This is a genomic window from Streptococcus sp. 9.1(2021) (assembly GCF_030466425.1).
GTDB classification, from domain to species: Bacteria; Bacillota; Bacilli; order Lactobacillales; family Streptococcaceae; genus Streptococcus; species Streptococcus wuxiensis.
Window position 1 is genome coordinate 80729 of record NZ_JAGQFU010000002.1, and the last position, 16232, is coordinate 96960.

Here is a 16232-nt window from a genome sequence, read left to right on the forward strand (position 1 = left end):
CCACCCCTTAACTTTTCACGAAATCAAAAATCCATTCAATGATACTTGGTCCTGCTGAAACACCAATAATTGCAATTGCAATTGATACCCAATGTTTTTTCATTGAGGTTTTTAACTCACGTCCACCAAACGCATAAATGAGCGAGGTGACAACGGCAGCTAGACCAAATAGCGCAACACTGACTAGCTGAACTTTTGTAATTCCTTGTTTTGCCAAGTTATCCGACTTAACAAATGGATCGTCCGCATACACTGTAGATCCTGTTAGGAATAGGGAAAGGCTCAATAAAAACATCTGTGATTTTGTTTTTACTTGCTGAATTTGTCTTGTCAAATAATTTTTCATAGAAATCCTCCTTTGTTTTTTTGACAACGTTAGTATAATAGATAATTGAAAAAAATTTTTTAAAGGGACAATCATTTTTTTCAAGGTGAGTTTTAAGAAAATAAAGCTTCACCAAATGACGTATTTTCAGCTTCGACCTCGAATAATATTTTTCTTTTGTCTTCACGGTGATACTCATCTGGTGCATCACCTTCTACCCAAAGATGGAAATGATACTCTTGGTTGGGATCAGATAAGTTCAGAAACTCTTTAGAAATTAAAGGAAGTACTTTATGCTTAATCACTCTTTCAAGTGGTCGTGCACCGTCCTTTATATTTGTTCCTACATCCAATAAATAAGTAACCAAACTTTCTTCGTAAGAGAGAGTCAACTTTTTATTCTTCATTCTTTCTTGAATTTCTGATAGCTGTTTGACAATAATTTCCTTATTCACTTCCTCGTCTAACATGTTAAAAATCAATTTATATTCAATTCGATTGAGAAATTCTGGTCGGAATTTAGTCTCCAATTCCAACGTCATGCTCTTTTCAAACTGAATTTTATCCCTATCGGTTAGCTTTTTAAAATTCCCTTTCAATTCGTACTGCTTAATAATTTTTTGAGAACCAATATTCGTAGTAATAATGACAATCGTATTCTTAAAGCTCACTTGCCTTCCAGTTGAATCAGTCAAACGTCCTGCATCAAGCACCTGCAAAAATAAATCTACAACTTCCGAGTGTGCTTTCTCCACCTCGTCGATCAGAATAACGCTATAAGGTTTCTGTTTAATCTTCTCAGTCAATTGACCTTTCGTTCTAGTTTGACGATCGCCAATCAGCTTTGTGATATCTCCCTTTTGTTTATACTCAGACATATCAAAGCGAATGATTGCATCCTCATCATCAAACATCCCCTCTGCCAATGCCAGGGCAAGCTCTGTTTTCCCAACTCCTGAAGTTCCTAAAAACATGAAGGAAGACAAGGGCTTTCTTTGATCCTGTAAGCCAGCTTGTGCAACAGTTATAGCGTTCACAACAGCTTCTACAGCCTCATCTTGGCCTTTAACACGTCGTGACAGCTTTTCTTTTAAACCATCTAGCCTTTCCTTGTCACCTTTTAAAATCGTCGTGACAGGAATACCTGTTTTATTTTTCAGCACCTCTGCAATTTCTTGCTTACCTACATGGCCTAACCCATTTGTAGAACAAATTGTCGCTGCTTCATCTAATAAGTCGAAGGCTTTATCAGGTAAAAATTGATCAGGTATGTAGCGAACAGATAGAAGTACAGCTTGTTTTACAGCATCGGAACTAATAGACACCTGGTGAAATTTTTCATAAATAGTTTTAGCTTGTTCAAGAATTTCAATCGCTTGAGTAGTTGTTGGCTCCTCAACTATAATTGGCTGCATCCTTCGCTCTAGCGCTCGATCCTGTTCGACATACTCATGAAATTCATCTAAAGTAGTTGCGCCAATCAATTGCATCTCACCACGTGACAAAACTGGCTTTACAATATTTCCAGCATCTAAAGCGCCCTTATCTGAACCACCAGCACCAACAATAGTATGAAATTCATCAATAAAGAGAAGATTCTCTCCTTTGGTTTCTACCATCTCCTCAATAATTTTTTTAAACTTAACAATAAATCCTCCATCCTCATCTGACATTAAGCTAGATAGTTCCAGAGAACGCACGGTCAAATTTTTTAATTTTGGAGATACCTGGTTTCTTAAAATGGCTAAAGCAAATCCTTCAACAATAGCTGTTTTTCCAACTCCAGCTTCTCCTACCAAAATAGGATTATTCTTAGTTCGCCTGAGAAGAGTGGTCTGAACAGCTTCTACTTCTTTATCACGTCCGTACACCTGATAATCTTCCGCTTTTTTTGAAACTTTTTCTGTCAAATTATCTGTATAACGATCTAAATAGGGTGTTTTTTTCTTTTCTTCAGTAGTCACACTTAGTCACCTCTTTCTTTTACTTCCTTGATTTGAAGAGTGAGCTTATCTTTTATCGCATCCACAAATTCTCGTGGATTGATTGTCCCTTCTCCAATCTGAGATAGAAACATTTCCCAGCCTCCTGTTGTCTCTGGATCAGAGAATTCATTGTCATAGAGATAATTGATAAGTAGATAGGCCTTATTGGTGGGAGTTAGTTGACCTGTTTTTTTATCTTTAACAACATAACCCTTACTTTGAATTTTTTTAATGATTTCTCCTCTAGTGGCTTGTGTTCCCAAGCCATATTTAGGAAATATTTGGCCAATCAATTGGCTTTCAGTTAGTCTTTTAGGTGGTTTCGTTTCACCCCCTACAATCTGAACCTGCGTATCAATTTTATCTCCCACTTGATAATCAGGAACTTCAACTGGACCTCGTACCTTTCGTGAACTCCATTCAGCCCATCCTAATTTATGAAGCGTTCTACCCTTTGTTTTAAAAACAAGACCATTATTTTCTACTTCAATTGTTTTGGTTGAATAATAACAATCATCCGCAAACATCAAGATTGCCTGCTTCACAACTGCTTCATAAATCAGTCGTTGGTCAGTTTTTAAATTTGAAAGGTTTGGAATTCTTTCAGTCGGAATCAAGGCTGAGTGGCTTGTACCAGATACTTTTTCATCATTGACATAATCTTCTCTAGGCTCCAAAAACGCTGGCTGAAAATGACAATTAATAGCTTTTTGATAGGCAGATAGATTTTCTTTTAAATCGTTAAACTCAAATTGATTGATGTATTCTGAATCTGGTCGTGGATAGGATAGAAATCCTTCCAAATACAGTCCCTCAACAATGCTCTCTGTTTTATCTGAGTCAAATTTCCAAGCACTTGCTGCAAAACTTTGTAATGCAGACAAGGTAAATAATTGTGGAGCTGATTTCTGATGATTTTCTACCTCAACTGAAGAAATAACAGAGGTGGTTGATAATCCCCTTGAAGAGGCTAAAATAGCCTCACTATCCTTAGTTTTGTCTTTTGTGGTGAAAAATACCCCATTTTTCTTATCCTCCAACTGAAGCTTCCAATATTTTTCTGGAGTAAAGTTGCGAATCTCTAAATCATTCTCACAAACTAGTCTGACCGCTGGTGTTTGAACTCGGCCAACAGATAGATGGCTACCTTTTGTTCGAGGGAGTTGCCCTCTTGCTTGAAGATCAATCGTTGCAAGAGGTGATAAATTCATGCCTACCAACCAATCGCTTTGTGCACGTGCTTCAGCTTCTAAATAGTAATTATAGGTTTCTGAAGGTTCCTTCAATTCCTGAAAAGCTTTTTGAAGAGTTTTCTTTGTCATGGAGCTTGCCCAAAGACGTTTCCAATTTTTCTCCTTGCCTCCTGGTATATGCGATAAAATAGAGTACGCAATCCGCTCTCCTTCTCTATCAGCATCCGTCCCAATAATCACTTGATCCGCTGCTACCACTTCATCATAAATTCTCTTGAATTTTTCTCTTGAATTTTTGTCCTCTTTGAGATGTTGCTTAAATGAAACATTTGTCAGAGGTAATTTATCAAGTGACCAGTTGTCTGGTTCACTGTATTCAAATAGGTGCCCTTCAGCAGCCACCACATGAACTTCAGCTGGAAAATAGAGTGGTTGCCTGATAACATAGACACCTTTCTTTTTACTAAATTGTCCTAAAGCTGTAGCGTAAGCTTCTGCCTGTTTCTCTTTTTCAGCCAGAATAACTATAACCATATCATTCTCCTTCTACTTCATTTTCTGTCATTGTAAGCTATAATTAAAAAATATTTTGTAAAGGGACATTGACACAGAGTAGAACGAGTTCATATCAAAGAACAACACAAAAAGTTATATAACTTTTTATACAAAAAAGAGGCTCATAAAGAGCACTCTTTCTATACTTTAAGCCCCTTTTTTGGGCTTTGGATAAAATTTTGATTTTGTCCCACCTGTCTATTCAACTGATAAGGCTTTGTATGTTGTTCAACACTTTTTACAATCTTAGATACTGTTCCATGAATCCGTTTCATAGATTGCGCTAGTTGTTGATCATCAAGAGAGGTCAAATTATCAGTCCAAATTGCCATATAGCGAATGGCTTTCTCAGAGGTATCTAATCCAAAATGGTTAGAAACGAGATAACTTGTCATCTCAGCTTCAAGTTCTCTACGATCTTTTGAGACTTCTTCCTTATACGAGTTAGCAAATTTAGGATTATGTAGACTAGCATGCGCCAACTCGTGAATAGTGGTTGCAACGACTTCTCCAGGAGTATTATCTGGATTCAAAAGTATCTTTTGTTCATCTGGATAAAAAGCTCCTTTCGCACTCCTCAACTCTTTTGCATCGTCTTGATAGATTGTTACCCCAATATTCTTAGCATAGTCTGAAAGTCCTTCAAGCACCTCTTTTGTACGAATATGATCCATATTAAAGTTATAGTGACGATTTGGCATCGCTTTGGGATAAAATTCAGGCTTCAAGGTTGTTTGGGACAACTCAAATACTTTATACGTAGCGAATTTAGCTAAGCCTGTATTTGAATCTCTTTCTTGGAAGAAGCGAGATTTCAATTTTCCTTCTTTCTTTAAAACCTTTTCTTCAGGTGTCGCTTCAGAAAGTCTTTTATATTTTGGATTGCCTTTTCCATTTTTTACCTGGTTCCCATTTTCATCCAATACAGGAATCATTTCAACCATCATAGGTCTAAACAAGGTAATATGTGATTTTTCTCCTGTCTTAACCGAAAGATTGTTATGGACAACTTCTCTTGTTCGACCTGTTTTTTTATTGGTATAGGTATTTCTAGTTTCAAATACCTGATCTGAAGTAATCCCAAGAACTTCCCCCATCGATTGCCATTGATTATAGGTTGCGACTGCACTCGCTCCTGGCCACTGTTCCTGAATCAAAGCTACATTTCTAGGAGAAAGTTCTGGAAACTTACTCATAAAATTCAGATACTCTTCTAACCGTTCTGGTGTTTCTGTGTACTCCCTCACTTTTTGAAAAGCAACTTCACTCAATTCATGAGGCGTTAAAGTAGCATAATCAATACTACTTGAGTTTACTTCAGGGGTTTCCAAATCCGAAATAGATTCCTCTTTCAGAATCTCCTCTACACGCTGAAGCAAATTAGTTTTAGTTTCTTGCTTAGAAGATTGAAAAGCTACCGTTTTTCTTGTATCAGGAGTTTGACCCTCTCCTTCTTCTATCAATCGAGCTGATTCATTCGCTTCCAGGGAAATTTCCTTATTCACCACTCTATTTTCCAGCTGAGAAAGAATTTCTTCATCCATCGATGCTAGTTCAGATTGACCGTTGAGTCGACGATATCCTAACCCTAGCATTTGTGAAATTGGTGTAGTCTCATCTCCAATATCATAACGAATTCCCTCCTTAATCAATTCACCACCTGGAGCATAAACATCAAACTTAATTTTGGTAGGAGGGATATAGCCTTCAGTATTGCCTGCTGTTATTTGTTTTATTCCTTCTTGATGAATTGGATAAAAGTCCTGATTGGCCTTATATAGCTCCCTAGCAAAATCTTGATAAGATATCAGCTCTGTCTCTTTAAATGGCAATTTCGGGCCACCTGGGCGATCCTCAGACCATTGAAGGCGTACATGGTAGTTCTCCTTATAAATATGATCTTGTGTCCATTCTTTATAAAAATCTGAATTTGTATCTAGGAGATAATCTTTCCCAGCTGCAGCAACAATCTGATCAAATTTATCATTGTACTGTTTCGCATAGTCAAGATACTGATTCCAGGCTTGATGAAATTCTTCTGGAGTTTTTGAAATGTCACCTGGCACACCTAAATTATAGACAGTATCTAAGACTTGAGTAAAGGTAGCTGAATCAAGTGAGGTTTTATTCAGTGTGTTCTCTGGAGCTGGTAGTTCAGGTTCATCAGAAACCTCCTCATACTTCTTATTTTTTAAGATAGATAACATTTCCTCGCCACCATCTTTAACATATTCATCATTAATCGATAGCTGTTCAATCTGGCCATCACGTTCACGGAACACACCAAGAATAGGTGTTTTATCTACCGTATCTAGTTCCTTGGTAATTTTTGTCCGAGACTTAAAAACTGATATTGGAATATAGTTTTCTTCCTCTAACTCTTTGAATAGCAAGATAATATCTTTATCATCAGACTTTATAAGACTATCAAAACGTCCACCATATCGCCTAAGATTAGTTAAATCATCAAAATAGAACGAAGTACTTTCTGTTGCGACTGAAAGATCTGATAAGACCTTTAGTTTGTCAAAAGCCGCATCATTATTAGCCAATAAAATATTGTCAAAATGCCCATTTCCTTCTGCAAAATCATGTAAAGTTTTCTCAGGTGTCTGCCCTAATGCAATTGGCTTAATTCCTGTTAGGTGCATGAAGTGCTTTTCTTCAAAATGCACTTGTACAGTCTTATCAGGGGTAACATAATAAATCTTTGAGTTTGCCAACTCATCCAAATAATATTGTGCTGCATTTTGCAAAGCTAGTCTACGGATTGGACGATTTAATTTAGTTAATTCATCCAAGGAAATAGAGTGATAGTAGCTATCATTACTTGACTGAAACTCTTCATTTATGGTAAAATAAAGTAAATGAGAGGATGTCGTAGGACGACTGGTAACAGAGCGTTCAAAGGTGCCAACTTTTGGTACGGGTGTGGGACTGCCTTCAGCTTCGGGCTGTAAAGACCCCAGACTACCACTGGTCCTCTCATTTTTTTGTTGCTCCAAAATCACATCTAGCTCTTGAGATTTCTCAGGGGCTTTTTCTTCTGAAGTCTCCATTATCTTAATAGGATGAGTCTCAAGACGTGACATCAAGTTATTCAACAATTCATGATTTAAAACCACTTCTCCCTCTTGCCCTTCCAGATAGTGGAACAATGTATTTGGAGTTACCACAAAACCATAGGTAAAATCTCTTTTACCCGATTCAATCAATGGATACTCCAGCATTCGCTCAATCGATTGTGATAGATTATCAAGGGTTCTTTCACCAAAATAGACGCCAAAACTGTCACTTGAAAGGCTTTCTATCTGCTTGTTACTATTGTAGGCTGCTATTGCAAGTTCACCAATAAACTGGGTTGAAATATCTACTCCCAAAGTTCTCTGATGAGGTTTCAATGCTTGATACAAAGAATCCTGCTCAGAAGTCCCTTTTTTCTTGTATAAATCAACCGTTCGATCATCAATAGAGGTTAAAAGTGAATGAATAGGAGACAATACTTCCATTCGTTTAGCGTTGAGGTATTTAGTAGGATGGCTATTTCCTAACTTCGCAAAGACATCATACAGATAGAAATCTGGTGCAAATTCGATTGATAATTCTCCAGATTGAATCCGATTATTTAATCTCTTAGTTAATGCTTCGTTTTCCTGCTTTACCTCTTCGTAGCTCATCAATCTTTCAGCATTCTTTTCTGTATTGGCAATAGATTCTTGATTGCTTGGAATATGTTTGTCTTCCATAGTCAGATCTGTTTCAGAGGATCTAGTCGACTGAACAGAAAAAGAGATATTATTCCAATTTTCCTTCAACCATGTTGCATCTTCAGGAGAAAGGTGGCTGGTATCAGGAAAGGGACTTGATTCTGATAAAGTTGCTTCAGCCTTTTCTTCAAATTCTGATTCTCGACTATCAGATTTTTCTTCCTGTTTATTCTTTAGAACATCATTCCAGTCTGTTTTATCTTGCCCTGGTCTTAGTTCTGGTAGATCCGAATTGATAACAGCTCCTTTTGCTTCCAATTCTTGAATGAATGTTCTACCTGCTTTATCATTATCTAAAGCTAGGGTAATTAAATCCGCATTTTTCCCATCTTCAAAAAAGTGATGATCAATAGCTACTTGAAGCCCGTCTGCCATTTGTTCAGGTGTCCATCTTAGTGGTTTTCCTGAAATTTCAGCTTGAATTTGAGATAGATGACGCCCAATAGTCGATTCTTTCAAACCATCCATAGAAACTAATCTGACGTCCTGAAGACTATCCTTGTGCAATTCATAGTAGGACATTAAATCGATTGGACTCTCAGTGAAAATCAATCGTTTTGGACTGCCAATATCAACATGAATACCAGTCATAGGATCGGAGTTTTTCATAATCACTTTAGCATATCCATGTTTTGGCCACTTCTCCCAATTTTCCTGTATTCCTTGTAAAGAGGCTCCAACAACTTCACCTGAAGAAGAAAGGGACTTGAATACAATGACTGGCTCAATCGCATTTGTTGAATTTCCGCTATTACCTTCCGCAAAGTAGTCAAGTTTGGCATTAGCTTGGGCTAAAACGCCCTGTTCCAAAAAATAATCAATCGTTTCATCGGATAGCCCACGTTGATTTCGTAAGTAGTCTCGTCCAGCTGATAACGGCTGCTCGTATTTCTCAAGATAGTATTTAAAATCCTCTTGAGGCCTTTCAACCATTTGAAACTCTTTAAAATTTCCATCATTTAAAAAATCTACCGATTGGTTAAAATCTACTTCCTTTATTGTCTCAACCAAAGAAATCGCATCTCCACCTGTATTTCTAGAAAACCATTTCCATAAATTCTTATCAGGTGAAATAACTAGGCTATCATGTTCTTTCCATCGATAGTCTCGTCCTGATTGAACCAGCTCCATCTGGAGCTCGTTTGCAACATCCAAAATATCTCTAGAACGTGCAAATTCAACACGTTCTCTACGACTTTTCCCACGTCTTGATTCTTGTTCTGTCATATAAAATCTCCTTAAAATCCTTCATACTGTGGTTTGTACGGCTCTTTCTCTGCTTGTAGAAACGTTTCTGGATCTAAGTGAACCAATTCCCCTACTGAAAAAGATTCAAATAGCTCAGAATTTTCCTTAAAATCTAGAACCATTTCTAAATCAGAATTTCTTCCTTGACCCTCAAAATGCACTTGCTTATTATCGGCATTCATTGCCGTAATTAACCATTCAGCTGAAAAGTCAAAGGCTTCAACTGCTACATCTGGAAATACTAGCTCCATTTTTCTTCTCCTTTCTCTTTTTATCCTTCTATTCTATGTAATAATCGAAAAATCACAGTTAAAGGGACAATATAATTCCATTTTCAACAAAAAAGTCATTGCTTTTACAATGACTCTTATATACTTTGTCCTTTTTCCTCAAGTTCTTGCCTCTCATCACTTCTCTCACGTTCCATAAGGGCTTTTTTATTTGCACGTTGGGCCCTTTGAAGAGAATTGGTCAAATTTCTCATAAAATCTGTATTGATGATTGCTTTGCCTTGGGATTGTTGGACGTTTTTTCTTTGCAAGTTCTTCCTTTCTTGCATTTTATGTGAAACAGCTTGAGCTAACTGACTTTTCTGATTGCTTTCTTCCTCTGGCAATATTTTTTGATAGAGTGATTTGAGTTCAGAAAATCCTTTCGCATTCTCCCGTTTTAATTTTTGAATAGTCGTTTGATCAGTCGTTTGTGAAATTTCCTTGTTTCGACTGTAAATCTGATGTTTCAGCTGAAAAATTGAGATATGGGTCTGTAGTTCTTCTATATAGCTATCTTTCGTAACAGGATAGCCCTTTAGAATAGTCAGCACTCCTTCATCTTGAAGAGGTTGAACTGCCGCTAATTCTCCCTTCAGACGTTTAATAGGTGCTTGAATTGTTAATGAATCAGCCTTTTCTACTGAAAAAGAAACACTATCTTCAAATTGGTTAGCAAGAGATTGTTTTAAAGATTGGTCTGCTTCACCTAGTTTATAATTTGGAGTCAGTTGCAATTCAGTCAGCTTCAGTCTTTGAAGAATCTCCTTCTTTTTCAATTCAACAAATGGCTGATCCGTTTCAAGTGGTTGAATTTGATCAAAAAGAGTTTTACGAACTAATAAACTACTTTGTTTTTCCTCCAATAAACTCAATTTTAAAGCATAGCGAAATGTTCCTAACTCCTGGCGCTCTTTTAATGATCGATCACTTTTCTTTTTAGCTGCTTCTACAAGATCTTTCAAATCAGCCGAAGAAAATAGCGATAAGTCTCGTAAACCAAGTTGCTTCTTCAGTAAGTCTTCTTTCATCTGACTCACATCATAAACTAATTCCGTAACATATTCAGGACGTCCCAAACCTGTTCCGTGTTTGTCATAAGCAGCATAGACTGGTTTTGTAATTTCAATGGGTTTTGCCCCATCTTTCAAATCATAACCCAGTTTTTTCCAGGAATCTAGTGTTTTGATAACACTTGCATTTGGATCCTGTTCTAAAATCCTTTGTTGGTTCTTTACTGAGAAATTGGCCAAATTTTTTTCCAGCCGAACGTCAGCTATTTCAGGAGCATTCTCACGAAATAGGTGCAAGATCTTATTTGCTAGTCGTTCTCTCAATTCCTTCTCTCGACTCGCTATTAATTGCTGCAGATGATAGCCTGCAGCCTCCTGTTGTGTTTTCTCAAAACGACCATCAACTTTCCGAATCTTCTCGTAGGTTGATTTTTTTTCAGCTGAATAAGCTCCTCTATAGGTTTCTAGAAAGTTCTTCGTTTCTTTCAGAAATTCTTGATAGAGCTCTTTCCCATCATTTTCTAAATAGGAGTCCAGATAGCGGTCAAGGAAGAATTTACTGACTGCAAAATCTCTTGCATTTGATCCATAACGCCATTTTTTATCCATTGGCAAATGGTTGTAAGCCTGCTCCAAAAAATTTTTTTCAGCCGAAGAACGAACCTTCTGATCTCTAAATACAGAATTAATCAATTCACTTCTGATATTCGCCAAGATTTGTTCTCGTCGAACAATCATTCCTCTAGTCTGTTCATTCAACAGACCATGAAAAACATCACTTTTAAAACGCTCAATAGTTTTCTGGGAAAAGTTTCCTCTAAATTCCATTCGTCCACGAGGTCGATAGAAAATTTTTTCTCTTGCAGATTCAACTTCAGATAAACCAAAATGCACATGAATATTGTCCGTGTTCAAGTGAATATTGGCCCACCAAAATGATGAATCAGATAAGCCTTCTTTTTCAATCAACCTTGGCAATGCTTCACGTATGACAGACTTGATAGCTTGCTGATCGACTTTCCCAGTTTCCAAATCATATAATCCTTCTTTGGCTAAAAAATCATTATCAAAAGAGATAACACCCTGCCATAGAAGAGAGCCATTTTGATAAGCCTGTTCTAACTTACTTTTCAATTCAGTTACTTTGCTACGCTGCAAGTAATTGGCCTCTTTTGTAAAAATCGCTGTCATCTCTTCATTTTGGTTTTCAGTAGCATAAGAACGATTCATATAATCGATGTACTCCTGGAAATTAAGTTTTGTTTCTGGAACTTCAGCTTGGATTTTTTGTAGTTCATCTTCAGTTAGAGACTCAATATTTTGTCTGTGCGTTTCTAAATTTAATTCATTATCAACCTCGACAGCTTCGTCTCTATTGGTGTAGTCTACAAACCCACTATTTGCTTCTGTATATTGCAGCATGAAGGTAATACTTGGACTAGAAGATACGTTCATTATTTTCCTCTCTTTGAATTAAAATAGTCCATTTTTTCTTAAAAGAGCATAGTCTTTTAATAACGGTTGTAATTCTTCAGGTTCAACTTGAAAATCATTGATCCACCGTCCTGATTGAGAAATGTGTAATTCTTTTTGCTCTTCAATAAATTGCATGGGAATCAATAAGATATTTGGTTCTTCTAACTCTGAACCACTTTCTCGTTCTAAAAAGGCGACAATAAAATCTTGATTTCCTTTTGTCCTCAATTGCCAGTGATGAGAGTTCCCGTTTTTCCTTTTATACAATGAGCTGTATTTTACATCAATCGTTAGACCATCTAGCCAAAAATCATATACTGGATTATTTTTCTTGAAATACTTATTCGCATCCGTTGCATCTGGAACATATTTTTGAAAAAGCTCCTCGGCCATTCCCCCGAGCTTAGCTGTCCTAGAACCATACTGAATTTTATCTTGAATTTTAAGGCAGCCACTCTTTATTAATTTCAAATGAGCTATATGAGTAGGCAGCCCTGACTGTTTCACCGCTTCATGAAAATCTCCTGTTTCTAAATAGATTTCAACAATATCTACCATTTACTGTACCTCAATGAGAATGTTTGATAGTTTGACCACGTGCAATATCTTCTTGAATGACATCGTTGATTCTTGCCATCAATTCATGCTGTGTAGGATCCAATCGTGAATGAATAGATTCCAATTCTTGAACATCAAAATCATCTTTCGTAATAGCATGAAAGTTGGTTAGCGTTAGATAGAGAATTTGATCAAGTTGACGATGAATTGCCTTGTTATCATTTCCAGAATCAAAGGCATCCCCAAAATTTTTTTCCAGCTGAGTCAGTCGCTCATAGAAATTTTTTCCTTCTCCTAATTCAATAAAAAGTTTATAAAAAACTTCAATCAAAGTGACAAGCGTTGCTGAATTATTTCGATACTGTTTCTGCAAAGCAGACGATTCTTTCAAGTAGGATTTTATTTCCTTAAATTTTTCATGTGTTTCTTCGCTAAAATATAAGCTAAGTCTTGGATTCATTTTTCCCTCCTCAATTTTTCTGAGATGATCCTGTCAAATAATTGATTTTGTATCCTGGTTGAATATTAAAGATATATACATCAAATGAGATCTCATCATCTTCAATACTCTGTGCTTCCATACGAACTCCTCTAGCAACTAATTCCACATTTCTAAATATAGGTGTTACTCGATAGCGGACATGGTGGTTCGTATTTTTTATGTAGTTAGCAATCTTATTTTCATAGTAAACCATTGATGATTGTTCATCTTCAAAATTTGCATTTAAAGCACGTGTACCTGTAAATAAATTTTTAGCATTCGCATTCTCTCCACTTAATTGAAAACCGATTAAGTGAGAACGATTATATAAATAATCTTCTTTTCCGTTGAAAATTATTTTTTTATTTTTCCATCCTGTTGGTGTAATAGACGAAATAGATTCTCTATCTTCAGTTGGCATCAAATCTTTTCCCAACATCGCTTCAGCAATTCCTACACGGTTTAAAAAATCTAGATCAGAATATTTTTCCCAGCTGCCATTTTCTAAACTCAATTCGTCTTTTGTAAATTGTGATTTTTCATTGACGACAATCACTTGATTTTTTTCATCATACTCCTTCGATTTCAAATCATCATTTTTCAGAGTAGGATTCAAATTTGAGTTGGAATTTTTTTCTTCAGCTGAATCGGCTATGTTCAATTGATTTGGGATATCATTTTGTGTCAAGCCAGATTTGATAGCATTAAAATTGTTAGGTTGTACGATAAAGATCGCAAGAAAAATTAGAATGAGGAACAGAGATTTATTCTTCTTCATTTTCAAACACCACCTGACCGTCGCTCAGCTTCAAGTGCAGATGCATCATCCATAAAATGTAACCAATTTGTCGTTAGTTCATTTACAATATCTTGTTTAACATTTAAAGCTGAAAGAGAAATGTCATTCTTCAACATCAATTCTAAAATCTGACTTTGTTGGTTTTTGATATCGGACAATGTTTCCGCAAATTGATTATCATACAAATTCAATCCGTCATTCATTACGATATTTTGAACTTGCGATAACATAAACTCATTAAAACTTGGATAGTTATATTTTTTTGAAATGGCCTGAAGTTGTTCAAACATATCATCAGGAACATTTCTAATTAAAAAATTTTTAGTCATCACTTTCCACCTCCCCTTCATACTCTAACCAACGTGAAATATGATCGCCATAGCGATCCATTTTTTCTTCAAATTCTGATAGTATCCTTGTCTGTTTTTTCATTTGTTCCAGAACATGGTCAGAAGCTAATTTCATATTTTCTAAATGAGCAACATACAAATCTTGAGCACGATTAAATTTTCCGTACTCAATTTTTTCACGACAAATTGAGAGCAGAAAATCGTTAAATGAGTTGGCTTTATTTTTCTTAGCAAGAGATTTTAGATAATTAATTTCATCATCAGTAAGCCCTCTAATCTCAATTCGATTTTGTTTTATATTTGCCATTATTTTAAATTTTCCTTTCTAAAAAACAGCGCCCTTCTTTTTTCTTTTGTCGAAGCAAAAGCAAAAAGAAGCAAAAAAGAAAACTTCAACCTCGCAACATCACGAACCGTTACGGTTCTATTTTTGCGGTTTTTCAACACACTAACACACACAGAGGGACTAAGGTCCTTTTTAGGTGTGTTGTGGTAGAAAAGAGCATAAGGGAAACTGATATCACGTACCGTGATATGTTGATAGTATCAACGTTTCCAGTACCGGTAATTTTCTCGGCTTCGCCTACTTACACACACATGCTATACTTACCTTTACACACTTTATAGGTGTTATACTTACACTGTTTTTATTCTTTACATACTTTTACATACACCATTTTTGACTTTATTTAGAAATTCAAAACTCAAAAATTAAGACTGATTTTCAGCTGGAAGAGAACCTTCTTCACGATTTTTCTTCGCTGCTAAACGTTGTTCTTTTTCCTCTTCTTTGATGAGGTTTAATTCCATTTTTAACTCTTCTAAAATTGATTCATACGACTGATTTTTATCTTTCTTCAATTGAATTTGAACATAGATTTTACCAATTTGTTTTTGAAGATTCTCTTCTGCATCTTTACGTTCCTTTTCTAAAAGGGCAACTCTTTTCTTTGCCTCTTCTAGTTGATTATCAATTTTTGTTAAATCATTTTTAGCCATGATTACTTCTCCTTTTTATTTAATTAATCCAATTGTAACCGAAAATCTCAAATTATTTTTTAAAGGGACAATCATAAAAAATAAATCCCCTTAATTCAAAAATTAAGGGGATTTTTGACTGCTATTTGTTGGTAAACACAAACTCGCTTATCATCGAAAATGCGCTCTTTGTTTCACTTTTTTAATTCATTTCTACAGTTTCAATAGGGTTTGAAAATTCAAATGTTCCATCTTTGACTGCCTGTTTTTTCTTGTCCAAAGACTCCAATTTAGCCTTTAACTTCTCAATGTTTTTATAAGCTGTTTCAATAGTTCTGTTCTTCGTTTCGATATTTGTATCCAGCGTAGCAATATTCTTTTGATTGGCTTCGAGATCATCACCTGTTAGATATTTTGCTTCTGTTTGAAGACTCGCTTTTCGTGAGTTATCATCTTCAATAGATTCCTTCAATTGAGAAATTGATGTTGTCAATTTTTGAGACTGTTCATTCTGGAAACTGATCTCTTTTTCGATTTCTTGCAGAGTAAATTCTTCTCTGGAGACAACCTCAATAGCTTTGATTTCAAGCTGAGGATTTTGAGGAGTTACAAAGAATTGTACAGTGTCATCTTCTTCAGATTTCTTCTGAGAAACCTTTTTAGAATCACTGGATGGCGATGAAATATTCACATCAATTGAGCTAGAAGAGACTGTCTGATTCGTCACATCAATCGCAAATGCACCAAAATTTTTTGGAACTCCTTTAATAATGACTGATACTTTATTATCAATGATTGGTACAACATCCATCTCTATTTTTGAGTCTTTATGTTGCGCATAGAGTTTCCATTTCAATCGTTTGGCATCGATGCCCCGATCTATCGAAGTCGTAGCATCTTTCGTCTCAAATTGTAAAACAATAATTCCAGTATCTGGTGAATATTCCTGGCTAACAAGTTTTATCTCACCACTGCCATTCGCAAAAATCTGCTTTGTTTTGAGCTGTTCTGAGGTATATGTTTGTCTTTGTGGTGAGAAAATCGCTCCCATCAAAAGACTTAACCAGGTCACAAACAACATTGAGAAAATGACTAGTTTTCTCTTAATAATATTCTCTTGAAACCAAACTTTAGTCTTAATAAATGGCTTCAAAATTGGGCTAGATTTTATCTTTTCAATCCATCGTTTTGCTGTCTCTATCATGATAGATTTATCCTTTCTATTCTATGTGAAA

General features: G+C 35.9%; 13 protein-coding genes. All 13 read right to left on the bottom strand.

Going from position 1 to position 16232, the window contains the following annotated elements:
* Positions 1-7: 7 nt before the first annotated feature.
* Positions 8-346: a conjugal transfer protein TrbC gene (locus KBU52_RS06090; protein ID WP_254724887.1), complete on the bottom strand. Its 339-nt coding sequence runs from the start codon at positions 344-346 to the stop codon at positions 8-10.
* 92 nt (positions 347-438) lie between these two features.
* Positions 439-2289, bottom strand: a complete 1851-nt coding sequence (locus KBU52_RS06095; protein ID WP_254724886.1) for an AAA family ATPase — start codon at positions 2287-2289, stop codon at positions 439-441.
* A gap of 2 nt (positions 2290-2291) precedes the next feature.
* On the bottom strand, positions 2292-4037 hold the full coding sequence (locus KBU52_RS06100; RefSeq protein WP_254724885.1) for a type IA DNA topoisomerase: 1746 nt from the start codon (positions 4035-4037) through the stop codon (positions 2292-2294).
* A 161-nt stretch (positions 4038-4198) separates the two neighbouring features.
* A complete protein-coding gene (locus KBU52_RS06105; RefSeq protein ID WP_254724884.1) occupies positions 4199-9052 on the bottom strand; it encodes a PBECR4 domain-containing protein in 4854 nt (1617 codons plus the stop codon).
* Positions 9053-9063: 11 nt separating this feature from the next.
* Positions 9064-9324 (bottom strand): hypothetical protein, encoded by a 261-nt coding sequence (locus KBU52_RS06110; protein ID WP_000424244.1) that lies wholly within the window; start codon positions 9322-9324, stop codon positions 9064-9066.
* A 116-nt stretch (positions 9325-9440) separates the two neighbouring features.
* Positions 9441-11810 (bottom strand): MobP2 family relaxase, encoded by a 2370-nt coding sequence (gene mobP2, locus KBU52_RS06115; protein ID WP_001103206.1) that lies wholly within the window; start codon positions 11808-11810, stop codon positions 9441-9443.
* 18 nt (positions 11811-11828) lie between these two features.
* On the bottom strand, positions 11829-12389 hold the full coding sequence (locus tag KBU52_RS06120; protein ID WP_000227716.1) for a hypothetical protein: 561 nt from the start codon (positions 12387-12389) through the stop codon (positions 11829-11831).
* Positions 12390-12399: 10 nt separating this feature from the next.
* Entirely contained in the window at positions 12400-12849 is a 450-nt protein-coding gene (locus KBU52_RS06125; RefSeq protein ID WP_001069604.1) for a hypothetical protein, read from the bottom strand.
* Between the two features lie 10 nt (positions 12850-12859).
* Positions 12860-13648, bottom strand: coding sequence for a DNA/RNA non-specific endonuclease (locus KBU52_RS06130; protein WP_254724883.1), 789 nt, complete (start codon positions 13646-13648; stop codon positions 12860-12862).
* Between the two features lie 2 nt (positions 13649-13650).
* Positions 13651-13998, bottom strand: coding sequence for a hypothetical protein (locus KBU52_RS06135; protein ID WP_203179766.1), 348 nt, complete (start codon positions 13996-13998; stop codon positions 13651-13653).
* The gene (locus KBU52_RS06140) at positions 13991-14326 is read right to left on the bottom strand and encodes a hypothetical protein (RefSeq protein ID WP_203179767.1); all 336 of its coding nucleotides are present in this window, start codon (positions 14324-14326) and stop codon (positions 13991-13993) included. The genes KBU52_RS06135 and KBU52_RS06140 overlap by 8 nt, the downstream gene beginning before the upstream one ends.
* A 404-nt stretch (positions 14327-14730) precedes the next feature.
* Entirely contained in the window at positions 14731-15018 is a 288-nt protein-coding gene (locus tag KBU52_RS06145; RefSeq protein WP_070459287.1) for a hypothetical protein, read from the bottom strand.
* Between the two features lie 181 nt (positions 15019-15199).
* Positions 15200-16201 (bottom strand): hypothetical protein, encoded by a 1002-nt coding sequence (locus tag KBU52_RS06150; protein ID WP_254724882.1) that lies wholly within the window; start codon positions 16199-16201, stop codon positions 15200-15202.
* Positions 16202-16232 lie beyond the last annotated feature (31 nt).

Bases quoted from the DNA above. Each gene is read 5' to 3' on its own strand.
- KBU52_RS06110 (WP_000424244.1), bottom strand. From the start codon at position 9,324: ATGGAGCTAGTATTTCCAGATGTAGCAGTTGAAGCCTTTGACTTTTCA.
- KBU52_RS06090 (WP_254724887.1), bottom strand. From the start codon at position 346: ATGAAAAATTATTTGACAAGACAAATTCAGCAAGTAAAAACAAAATCA.
- KBU52_RS06120 (WP_000227716.1), bottom strand. From the start codon at position 12,389: ATGGTAGATATTGTTGAAATCTATTTAGAAACAGGAGATTTTCATGAA.
- KBU52_RS06125 (WP_001069604.1), bottom strand. From the start codon at position 12,849: ATGAATCCAAGACTTAGCTTATATTTTAGCGAAGAAACACATGAAAAA.
- KBU52_RS06150 (WP_254724882.1), bottom strand. From the start codon at position 16,201: ATGATAGAGACAGCAAAACGATGGATTGAAAAGATAAAATCTAGCCCA.
- KBU52_RS06135 (WP_203179766.1), bottom strand. From the start codon at position 13,998: ATGACTAAAAATTTTTTAATTAGAAATGTTCCTGATGATATGTTTGAA.
- KBU52_RS06105 (WP_254724884.1), bottom strand. From the start codon at position 9,052: ATGACAGAACAAGAATCAAGACGTGGGAAAAGTCGTAGAGAACGTGTT.
- KBU52_RS06145 (WP_070459287.1), bottom strand. From the start codon at position 15,018: ATGGCTAAAAATGATTTAACAAAAATTGATAATCAACTAGAAGAGGCA.
- KBU52_RS06100 (WP_254724885.1), bottom strand. From the start codon at position 4,037: ATGGTTATAGTTATTCTGGCTGAAAAAGAGAAACAGGCAGAAGCTTAC.
- KBU52_RS06140 (WP_203179767.1), bottom strand. From the start codon at position 14,326: ATGGCAAATATAAAACAAAATCGAATTGAGATTAGAGGGCTTACTGAT.
- mobP2 (WP_001103206.1), bottom strand. From the start codon at position 11,810: ATGAACGTATCTTCTAGTCCAAGTATTACCTTCATGCTGCAATATACA.
- KBU52_RS06130 (WP_254724883.1), bottom strand. From the start codon at position 13,648: ATGAAGAAGAATAAATCTCTGTTCCTCATTCTAATTTTTCTTGCGATC.